Below are 10062 nucleotides of genomic sequence, written 5' to 3'. Positions count from 1 at the left end.
GTCATTTGTAGGTTTCCTTTTGAGCAGCAGCGTTAGATGACTTTGGCTTCGTTCTTGAGCTTGTCGATCAAGGTGGCCACATCGGGCACCTTCACACCAGCGCCGCGCTTGGCGGGTTCTTCCACCTTCAAGGTCTTCAGGCGCGGGCTCACGTCCACACCCAGGTCTTCTGGCTTCAACGTGTCGAGCTGCTTTTTCTTGGCCTTCATGATGTTGGGCAAGGTGACGTAGCGGGGCTCGTTGAGGCGCAGGTCGGTGGTGATCACGGCGGGCAGGGACAGAGACAGGGTCTCCAGACCTCCGTCCACTTCACGCGTGACATTGACCTTGTCGCCAGCGACTTCGACCTTGGAGGCGAAGGTGGCCTGGGGCAGATCGCCGAGCGCGGCCAGCATCTGGCCGGTCTGGTTGGCGTCGTCATCAATGGCTTGCTTGCCGCAGATCACGAGACCCGGCTGCTCTTTGTCGACCAGGGCCTTCAGGAGCTTGGCGACAGCGAGGGGCTGCAGCTCTTCTGCGGTTTCGACCAGGATGGCGCGGTCGGCACCAATGGCCATCGCCGTGCGCAGGGTTTCCTGGCACTGGGTCACACCGCAGCTCACCGCGATGATTTCGGTCACAACGCCCTTTTCCTTCAATCGCACAGCTTCTTCCACCGCGATTTCATCAAAGGGGTTCATCGACATCTTCACATTCGCAATGTCCACACCCGAGCCATCGCTCTTGACGCGCACCTTGACGTTGTAGTCCACCACGCGTTTGACGGGTACCAGTACTTTCATAAACCTCGACTCCTGAGTTGTTCAATAGGTTTGCGCCAGTGGCGGCGCGTTGGCGCGGCCACTCAGCCATGGGCATGGATCAAGCCATCATCGCACAAAAACAGCACGGTCGTGCTTTTTTTGTAGCCAAGCTGCTTATAACAATCGATTATCGACGCATCCCTGCGCACCAGCCTCCATTTTCCGCACAAGTTGGCGGTTCATCAGCCCTGGCTGGCAGGTATTGCACCACCGCTATTGTTCTGGATATGCAAAACACGTTGCGGGAACGGAATCTCGATCTTGGCAGCGCGCAGGCCCTCGAGCACCGCGATATTGACCGCTGACTTCACATTGGCCTGGCCGTTCATCGGATCGTTGATGTAGAAGCTCAGGCTGAACTCCAGCCCATCGGGCGCAAAATTCACCAGGAAAACCGAGGGCTCGGGCTTGGCCAGCACCCGCGCCTGCGCAAGAGCCGCACTCGTCAACACCTCGCGCACCTGGGTGACATCGCTGTCGGCGCCCACAACGATCTGAGTGCTCAGGTTGAACTTCTGGTCCGCATCGGTGAGGTTTTCCACCCGCTGGGTGATCAAGGTCTCATTGGGGACAATGGATTCGCGCCCGTTAGAGGCACGGATGACGGTGTAGCGGGTGCGGATGTCGGTTATGCGGCCTTCAAAGCCATCAACGCGCACGTTGTCGCCAATGCGCAAGGCCCGCTCGATCAGCACCAAAAAGCCGCTGACATAGTTGGAGGCGATCTTCTGCATGCCAAAACCCAGGCCCACACCAAAGGCACCGCCCAGCACCGACAGCGCCGTCAGATCCACCCCAACCAGGGAAAGCGCCACCAACAAGCCAACGGTGATCAACAGCATGCGCGTGAGGTTGACGGCCATCTTGCGCATGGACAGGTCCTTGACCATGTCGTCGATCACGCGCTGCTCGAAGGTGGTCGAAATCCACAGCACCACCAGCATTACCATGCCCACCGATATCGCCCCCTGGAACAGCTCCAGCACCGAGATCGACGTCTTGCCAAAGGCGAACTGCACGGCATCCAGCTGCGCCATGACCTGCGGCAGCACACCCAGAATGCCCAGCACCGCCACGCCCCAGGCCAGCCACGAGAAAATCCGCTCGACCAGGCGCACCAGGGTGGAGTTGGGAAAGGTCTTGGCCAGCACCCGGGCCACCAGGCGGATCACCGCGAGCGACAGCAGAATCTGCACTGCCAGCCGCAGCAGGAACACTGGCTGGTAATGCTCTACCAGCATGCGGGCCGCTGCGGTGAACAGCAGCGCCAGCAGCGGGAAAAGCGCCCCGCCCAAGGCCGTCTTGCCAAACCAGACCGATGGCTTGCCATCATCGCGGTGGCGGTAAAAGCTGCGTGTCAGCAACCAGGCCAGGCCAATGCAAATCACCAGAACGGCCAGCTCCTGCCAGGTGCTGGCCTGCTCAAAGTCCTGAAGTAAACGATCAAAGATATCCATGCGCCGGTCTCATAGGGTCCAAAAAAAGCATATGCGCAAGCATATGCTGGTTCCGTACCGTATCACCGATAGGGCGCTGCCGTTTGTAGGAGCGGCAGAGTTCCTGGGACGCGCGGATGAGTGCAGCCTGGGGCTAAGACCAGACCGGTTTGCGCTTTTGCGCAAAGGCCTGCGCGCCTTCTTGCGCGTTGCTGTCCATCATGTTGGAGGCCATGCACTGGCTGGCCACCTGGTAGGCCGCTTCGATGCCCAGCTCCCGCTGCTGGTAGACCAAGGCCTTGCCCATGCGCACGGCAGCGGCAGGCTTGCTGACTATGGAGGCGACCAGCGTTTCCAGCGCCGCATCCAGCTGCTCAGGCGCAGCCACCCGGTTGACCAGGCCCTGGGCCAGCGCCTGCTCGGCGCTGATGAATTCGCCTGTCAGCAGCATCTCCATCGCCTGCTTGATGGGCATATTGCGCACCAGCGGCACGCTGGGCGTGGCGCAGAACAGGCCGTACTGGATGCCACTGGTGGCAAAGCTGGCCTCGCTGCTGGCAACAGTCAGGTCACACTGCGCCACCAGTTGGCAGCCGGCGGCGGTCGCCATGCCCTGCACGCGTGCAATCACCGGCACGGGCAGCTTCTGGATCGCCATCATCACCAGGCTACAGCGGTTGAACAGGTCCTGGTACCAGGCGCGATCGGGATGGGCGGCCATGTCCTTGAGGTTGTGGCCCGCGCAAAAGGCCCGGCCCTGCGCGGCCAGCACCACCACGCGCACCGATGGATCCTGCGCAATGGCGGCCAGCGCAGCGCGCAAGGCCGCCAACATCTCATCGCCCAGCGCATTGAAGCGCGCCGCGTCGTTCATGCACAAGGTCACCACACCGCGCGCATCGCGGGTCTGCACAAGCAAGTTGCTGTCCGTCATTGCCAGGTCCTCAAAAGGTGTTTACAGATCGGCGAGCACGCGGATATGGGCTTCCACGCTGGCCGCCAGCGGCGTCATCACATAGCCGCCTTCCAGACATGAAACGATGCGGCCCTTGCTGAAGCGCCGCGCAATGTCTTTCACGCGGTGGGTGATCCAGGCGTAGTCGGCCTCAACCATGCCGAGCTGGCCCATGTCGTCTTCGCGGTGGGCATCAAAGCCTGCGCTGATAAAGATCATCTCGGGCTTGAACTCTTCCAGGCGCGGGATCCAGTAGGTCTCGACGATCTCGCGGATGTCCATGCCCTTGGTATAGGCCGGCACCGGCACATTGAGCATATTGGCCGCCGGGTTCTTGTCGCCCGAATGCGGGTAGAAGGGGTGCTGGAAAATGCCCACCATCAAAATGTGCGGGTCACCTGCGCAAATGTCTTCGGTACCATTGCCGTGGTGCACATCAAAATCGACTATCGCTACGCGCTTGAGCTGGTGGCGCATCAGCGCATATTTGGCGGCCACGGCGACATTGTTGAAAAAGCAAAAGCCCATGGCCTGCTTGCGCGTTGCATGGTGGCCAGGGGGGCGCACGGCGCAAAAGGCGTTTTCCATCTCGCCGCTGATCACCGCATCAGTGGCCGCCAGCGCTGCGCCGCAGGCCCGCAGTGCCGCATTCCAGGTGGCGCCGTTGACGGCAGTGTCGGTGTCCAGCATCAGCGTTTCCGGGCCGCCAATGGCCTGGTTGTCTGCCGCCATTTCGGACAGCCCGCGTATCGATGCAATATGCAGGCGCTCATGGCCCAGCTCCAGATCGGACATGCTGGCCTTGGGCGCGTCGCGCCGCTCCAACGCATCCCCCACCCCGGTGATCAGCAGGCGGTCTTCAATCGCATCCAGGCGGGCAGCGCATTCCGGGTGGGCAGGTCCCATGTCGTGCAGCCAGCAATCACGATGGCTGAAATAACCTGTCTTGGACACAGTTTTCGTCTCCTTAACTGCCTTTGTCGTTTATTGTGCTGGTATGCAGACACAGCACACCATACAAAAATTATTGACTCAGCTTAACACGGTGATTGTGGGGAAACCGGCGCAGGTTCAGGATTGTCTGACTTGTTTGCTGGCGGGAGGACATCTGCTGATTGAAGACGTACCGGGCGTGGGCAAGACCACGCTGTCGCATGCGCTGGCCCGCACTTTGGGCCTGCAGTTTGCGCGGGTGCAATTCACTGCAGACCTGATGCCCAGCGACTTGACCGGCGTGTCGGTCTATGAGCGCGAGCAGCAGGCTTTTGTGTTTCATCCCGGCCCCGTATTCACCCAGGTTTTGCTGGCCGATGAGATCAACCGCGCCAGCCCCAAGACGCAGAGCGCGCTCTTGGAGGCCATGGAAGAAAAGCAGGTGACGGTCGAGGGTGCCACGCGCCCGCTGCCCCAGCCTTTCTTCGTCATCGCCACCCAGAACCCGCTCGACCAGCTGGGCACCTACGCGCTGCCGGAGAGCCAGCTCGACCGCTTCCTGATGCGCATCTCGCTGGGCTACCCCGATCAGGCGGCCGAGTTCCAGCTGCTCGCCGGCCAGGGCCACCGCGATATCGCCAACCAATTGCCTGCGCTCACTTCGGCGGTGGAGCTGAAGTTCCTGCAGCAGGAAGTGAGCAGCGTGCGCGCCAGCGATGCGCTGATCCACTATGTGCAGGCGCTGATCGCCGCCACGCGCTCTGGCAAATGGTTTGTGCAGGGCCTGTCCCCGCGCGCAGGCATTGGCCTGATCCGTGCCGCCAAGGCGCAGGCCTTGATCCAGGGCCGCGACTATGTGGCACCCGATGATGTGCAGGCCATCCTGCCGCAGACCACGGCGCACCGGATGGTGCCCGTGAGCACCTCGGGACGCAGCGCCGTGGAGCAGGTCCGCGCGATGATGGACAGCGTGGCGCTGCAGTAGCGTGAACGCCCGCTCCGCCGCTGCCGGGCAGCCGGCCCACAACCCTTTTCTGCGGCTGCGCCAGCGCATGCGCCAATGGTGGCTGGCCCATTTGCCCAGCGCCAGCAGCCATGCCATCAGCCGCCGCAATCTCTACCTGCTGCCCACCCGCGCTGGCTGGATGTTGGCGCTCACCTTGCTGGTGCTGCTGGTCACCAGCATCAACTTTCAGCTCAACCTGGGTTTTTTGCTGACCTTCATGCTGACGGGCGCGGCGCTGGTATCCGTGGGCATTGGCTACCGCAATCTGCTGGGCCTGCAGCTGGAGCTGCATGCCCCCGAAGCACAGTTTGCCGGCCAGCCGCTGCGCCTGGATTTGCGCCTGGACAACCCCAGCCGCCGCAGCCGCTACGCGCTGGGCATACGCCATTACCAAGGCCATGAACTGAGCCTGGTGGACGCACCAGCCCAAGCCACTACCCCCATGCAGCTAAGCACGCCCGCCGAGCAGCGCGGCTACCAAAGCTTGCCTGCGGTGCTGGTCGAGACGCGGTTTCCGCTGGGCGTCTTTCGCATGTGGACGGTCTTCCGCACCACCGAAAAGGCCCTGGTCTATCCCAGCCCCGAAACCAACCCACCGCCGCTGCCACTGGGCCTGGCCGATGCGGGTGCGGGCACCAGCGCCAGCCTGCGGGCCAGCAGTGGTGAGTTTGATGGTGTGCGCAGCTACCGGCGCGGTGATCCCCTCAAGCTGGTGGTCTGGAAGAAAGCGGCCACCTCACTGGCCACCGGTACGGGCCATTTTGTGGTGCGTGACAACCAGCACCAGGCCCAGCAAGACCTGTGGCTGGATGCCCAGCAATGCGGCCTGGCAGAACGCGAGGCCCAGCTCTCGCGCCTGACCGCCTGGGTGGTCATGGCCGACCAGCAAGGCCTGCGCTATGGCCTGCGCTTGGGCGCCGCCCATGCGGATCTGGCAGCAGACAGCGGGCCTGAGCACCGCCAGGCCTGCCTGCGCGCACTGGCGCTGGCCTAGGAGCAGCACGATGTCCACTGTGTTCAACCCTGCCCCATCCGCAGGCGCCAGCCGCTGGTCCAGCCTGCCGCGCGAGGCACGCGATACCTTGTTTTTGCTGGCTGTCGTCGGCTGGATCCTGCTGCCGCTCACCGCTACCTTGCCGCTTTGGGCCTCAGCGCTGGCCTATGCCTTGCTCGCCTGGCGCGGCCGCATTGCGCTGCTGCAAAAGCCCCTGCCGGGCCGCTGGCAGCTACTGGCCTTGCTGGTGCTGGTCGTCGGGCTGACCTTGCTCAGCTACCGCACCATCCTGGGCGCCGATGCCGGCGTCACCCTGGTCAGCATGCTGCTCACGCTCAAGACCATGGAGCTGCGCGCCAAGCGCGATGCCATGGTCATTTTCTTCCTGGGCTTTTTTGCGCTGATTGCCAACTTTCTGCATTCGCAGTCGCTGCTGACGGCCTTGGCGATCGCCATCGGCCTGGTGGGCTTGCTGACGGCCCTGGTCCATGCGCATATGCCGGTAGGCCAACCTTCGCTTAAGTTTGCCGCCGGCCTGTCGCTGAAGATGGTGGCCATTGGCGCACCGCTGACCTTGGCACTGTTTGTCTTCTTTCCCCGCATGTCACCGCTTTGGGGCGTGCCCCAGAACCCGACGGCCAAGACCGGCCTGTCCGACGAGATGACGGTGGGTACGGTGGCATCGCTGGCCCAGGACGAAGGCATTGCATTCCGCGTCAAGTTCGACACGCCGCAAAACCGGCCGCCCCCTGCCAACCAGCTCTACTGGCGCGGACCGGTATTGGCCGATTTTGATGGCAGCACTTGGCGCGCCACTCCCAGCTTTCGCAATCCCGATGACCGGATGTTTGCCGACATCCGCACCGAAGGTGAGGCCCTGCGCTACGAGCTGACCCTGGAGCCCCACCAAAAGCCCTGGCTGCTGACCCTGGACCTGACCCGCCGCCCGCCCGAGTTGCCCCGTGGCCGCGCCTACAGCACTGGCGACCTGCAGTGGCTCAGCAACCGGCCCATCACCGAGGTGACCCGCATCGCGGTGGAAAGCTACACCAGCTACCGGTTTGGCATGCAGGCCGGTAACCGCGAACTGGCCTTCAACCGCCGGCTGCCGGCCAACAGCAACCCGCGCACACAGGCTTGGGTGGCACAGCTGACGGCCGAGATCGGCGACCGGCCTGACCGCAGCGCGCAACTGGTGCAGCGCCTGCAGCAGCAACTACGCAGCGGAGGTTACACCTACACCTTGGACCCGGGGGTCTACACCGGCCAGGCAGCGGACGAGTTCTGGTTTGATCGCAAACAAGGCTTTTGCGAGCATATCTCGGCCGCCTTTGTGATTGCGCTGCGCAGCGCCGGCGTACCGGCGCGCATTGTGACCGGCTACCAGGGCGGCGAGGCCAACAGCGTGGACGGCTACTGGACAGTGCGCCAGGCCGACGCCCATGCTTGGGCCGAAGTGTGGCTGGGCGAAGAACAAGGCTGGGTGCGCTTTGATCCCACCGGATCGGTCAGCCCCGGCCGCGTCGGCGCTGCACAACGCCTGAACACACCCAACTTCATGGGCTTCAGCGTCAACAATGCCGCCACCATCAATGGCCTGCAGCGCATGCGTGCAGTCTGGGAGGCCGTCAACAACAGCTGGAACCAGTGGGTGCTGAACTACACCCAGCGCGAGCAGATGGACATGCTCAGCAAGCTGGGCTTGTCCAGCCCCAACTGGATGGATCTGGTGCGCATTCTGGGTGGTCTGGTGCTGGCAGCAGCCATCATTGTGGTGCTGGTGCTGCAGTACCAGCGCAGGCGCTCGGATCCCTGGTTGGCCTTGCTGGGCGACGCGCGCAAACGCCTGCGCCAGGCCGGGCTGCCAGAGGCGGCCCATGGCAGTGCCACCACGCCGCGCGCGCTGGCCCGCATGGTGCATGCCCAGGCACCCGATCAGGCGCCCGCCTTTGGCCAATGGCTCAAGGCCATGGAGCGGCAGCGCTACGCGCATGCCAGCGGCCAGCCAGCGCCCAAGGCGGAGCTGGCAGCGCTTCGCAAACAATTACGACTTCTGCCCTGGTCCCGGCTGCGGGCCCTGGCAAACAAGGTATAAAACCCCATGCACCGAATTCTTCAGACCACCGTGGCGCTGCTCTGCGCCGGCCTCTGCGCAACGGGCGCCTACGCACAAAAAAGCATCACTAACAACAGCAGCAAAGTCCGCAGCGCTGATTCCGCCCCGTCCGCATCCAGCTATGCCAACCGGCCCGAGGCCGAGGCTTTTGTCCGCGAGGTGGCCGAACGCCGCCATATCGATGAGGCCTGGCTGCGCGCCAGCATCAAGCAAGCCCGCTTCAATGCCACCGTGCAGCGCCTGATGACGCCACGCACCGGGCCAGCAGGTGTCAAGAACTGGCGCGGCTACCGCAGCCGCTTTGTCGAACCCATCCGCATCCGCGCCGGCCTGCGCTTCTGGAACGAAAACGCAGCCACCCTGGCCCGTGCCGAGCAGACCTATGGCGTGCCGGCCGAGTACATCGTCGGCATCATCGGGGTCGAGACCATCTACGGCCAGCAAATGGGCAACTTCACGGTGGTCGATGCGCTGGCCACCCTGGCCTTTGACTATCCCGCAAGCCACCCGCGCGCGGCCGACCGGGCCAAGTATTTCCGGGGCGAACTGGAGCAGTTCCTGGCCACGGCCTACCTCACCGACAGCAACCCGTTTGACACGGTCGGCAGCTATGCCGGCGCCATGGGCATGCCGCAGTTCATGCCGACCAGCTGGTCCAACTACGCGGTCGATTTTGATGGCGACGGCAAGATCAACCTGTTCAGCAGCACTGCCGATGCGATCGGCTCGGTGGCCAACTACTTTGTCGCCCATGGCTGGCAGCGCGGCATGCCGGCCTACTACGATGTGCAGGTCAACAGCACACCGGCACAGTTGGAGACCTTGCTCGCGCCGGATATCAAGCCCAGCTTCAGCGCCGCCGAGATGGCCGCACTGGGTCTGCGCATCCAGGCGCCAGGCGACCAGCACAGCGGCCCGCTGGCACTGATCGAGCTGCCCAATGCCAGCGCTGCAACCCAGTACGTGGTGGGCACGCCCAACTTCTACACTATCACGCGCTACAACCTGTCCAGCTTCTACGCGATGTCCGTGATCGAGCTGGGCCAGGCCATTGCGCGTGCACGCAGCGGCGCGCCAGCCGCGGCAGACAGCGAGCCCAGCGCAGCCGAGCCAAGCAGCGAGACCAGCAACTCCCCGACGGCTGAGGCGGCCGCCAAGGCCTATCTGCGCAGCAAGGCGCGCCAGCAGCGCACGCCCGACGCCAGCAATTTCAGCGCGCCCTGATCCCTGGCCGGGCGACACATATGGACGTGATCTGCAGGCTTTCAAGGCCCGCGCTGCAAAAATAAAAGGCAGCAATTTTCTCTTGAAATTGCTGCATCTTCATCCAACTATCAGTCATCGAGCAGCAAACCCGCTGCCCTGTTTCACAAGGATTGAAGATGATCATGACCCCTCTGATGCACCGCTCGGCCTACGCTGTCTCCCCTTCCGCCATGGATGCCGCCTTGCAGCGTTTCCTCCAGGCCACCACCACCGCCCAGGACACCGTGCAGCAAGACGGCCAGGTGTTCAGCATCAGCGTGGATGTGCCAGGCCTGTCGCGCGAACAGCTGCACATTGAGCTGCAGGACAAGACCGTGCGCCTGGCCAGCGTTGAAGGTGCGCCCCGCAGCATCCAGCGCGCCTGGAAGCTACCGGCCAGCATCGATGCTGCAGCCTCCAAAGCCAGCCTGGAAAACGGCGTACTGACCCTGGTGCTGAGCACCACCCAGCCCAGCACCCAGACCCTGGCGATTGCATAAACGCCAACACCACAGCATGCAGAAGGGGCCCTGAGGCCCCTTTTGCTTGCAGTGCCGGTGCATCACCAGCGCAT

9 protein-coding genes are annotated in these 10062 nt (G+C 63.4%); 5 read left to right on the top strand and 4 right to left on the bottom strand.

From position 1 onward, the window contains the following. Positions 1-32: 32 nt before the first annotated feature. The 4 genes from EDF71_RS18410 to EDF71_RS18395 all read right to left on the bottom strand — a co-directional run bounded on the left by EDF71_RS18410 (position 33) and on the right by EDF71_RS18395 (position 4148). Positions 33-782 (bottom strand): electron transfer flavoprotein subunit beta/FixA family protein, encoded by a 750-nt coding sequence (locus EDF71_RS18410; RefSeq protein WP_133858011.1) that lies wholly within the window; start codon positions 780-782, stop codon positions 33-35. A gap of 203 nt (positions 783-985) precedes the next feature. Next, a complete protein-coding gene (locus EDF71_RS18405) occupies positions 986-2260 on the bottom strand; it encodes a mechanosensitive ion channel domain-containing protein (RefSeq protein WP_133858010.1) in 1275 nt (424 codons plus the stop codon). Positions 2261-2393: 133 nt separating this feature from the next. Further along, positions 2394-3173 carry an enoyl-CoA hydratase gene (locus EDF71_RS18400; protein WP_133858009.1) on the bottom strand — a complete coding sequence of 260 codons (780 nt, stop codon included), beginning with the start codon at positions 3171-3173 and terminating at the stop codon, positions 2394-2396. A gap of 21 nt (positions 3174-3194) precedes the next feature. Then, positions 3195-4148, bottom strand: coding sequence for a histone deacetylase family protein (locus EDF71_RS18395; protein WP_243854355.1), 954 nt, complete (start codon positions 4146-4148; stop codon positions 3195-3197). Positions 4149-4191: 43 nt separating this feature from the next. On the opposite strand from EDF71_RS18395, the gene EDF71_RS18390 reads away from it, so the two are divergent. The 5 genes from EDF71_RS18390 to EDF71_RS18370 all read left to right on the top strand — a co-directional run bounded on the left by EDF71_RS18390 (position 4192) and on the right by EDF71_RS18370 (position 9988). Continuing rightward, positions 4192-5112: a MoxR family ATPase gene (locus EDF71_RS18390; RefSeq protein WP_133858007.1), complete on the top strand. Its 921-nt coding sequence runs from the start codon at positions 4192-4194 to the stop codon at positions 5110-5112. A gap of 1 nt (position 5113) precedes the next feature. Then, positions 5114-6127 (top strand): DUF58 domain-containing protein, encoded by a 1014-nt coding sequence (locus EDF71_RS18385; RefSeq protein WP_243854354.1) that lies wholly within the window; start codon positions 5114-5116, stop codon positions 6125-6127. A 10-nt stretch (positions 6128-6137) separates the two neighbouring features. Then, entirely contained in the window at positions 6138-8222 is a 2085-nt protein-coding gene (locus EDF71_RS18380; protein ID WP_133858006.1) for a DUF3488 and transglutaminase-like domain-containing protein, read from the top strand. Positions 8223-8228: 6 nt separating this feature from the next. Further along, positions 8229-9467 carry a lytic murein transglycosylase B gene (gene mltB / locus EDF71_RS18375; RefSeq protein ID WP_208301084.1) on the top strand — a complete coding sequence of 413 codons (1239 nt, stop codon included), beginning with the start codon at positions 8229-8231 and terminating at the stop codon, positions 9465-9467. 158 nt (positions 9468-9625) lie between these two features. Continuing rightward, positions 9626-9988: an Hsp20/alpha crystallin family protein gene (locus EDF71_RS18370; protein ID WP_133858005.1), complete on the top strand. Its 363-nt coding sequence runs from the start codon at positions 9626-9628 to the stop codon at positions 9986-9988. Positions 9989-10062 lie beyond the last annotated feature (74 nt).

Origin of the sequence: Comamonas sp. JUb58 (genome assembly GCF_004364775.1) — a bacterium.
Taxonomy (GTDB): domain Bacteria; phylum Pseudomonadota; class Gammaproteobacteria; order Burkholderiales; family Burkholderiaceae_C; genus Comamonas.
The sequence above is the reverse complement of the archived record's forward strand: the minus strand, read 5'-3'. Positions and strand labels throughout refer to the sequence as shown.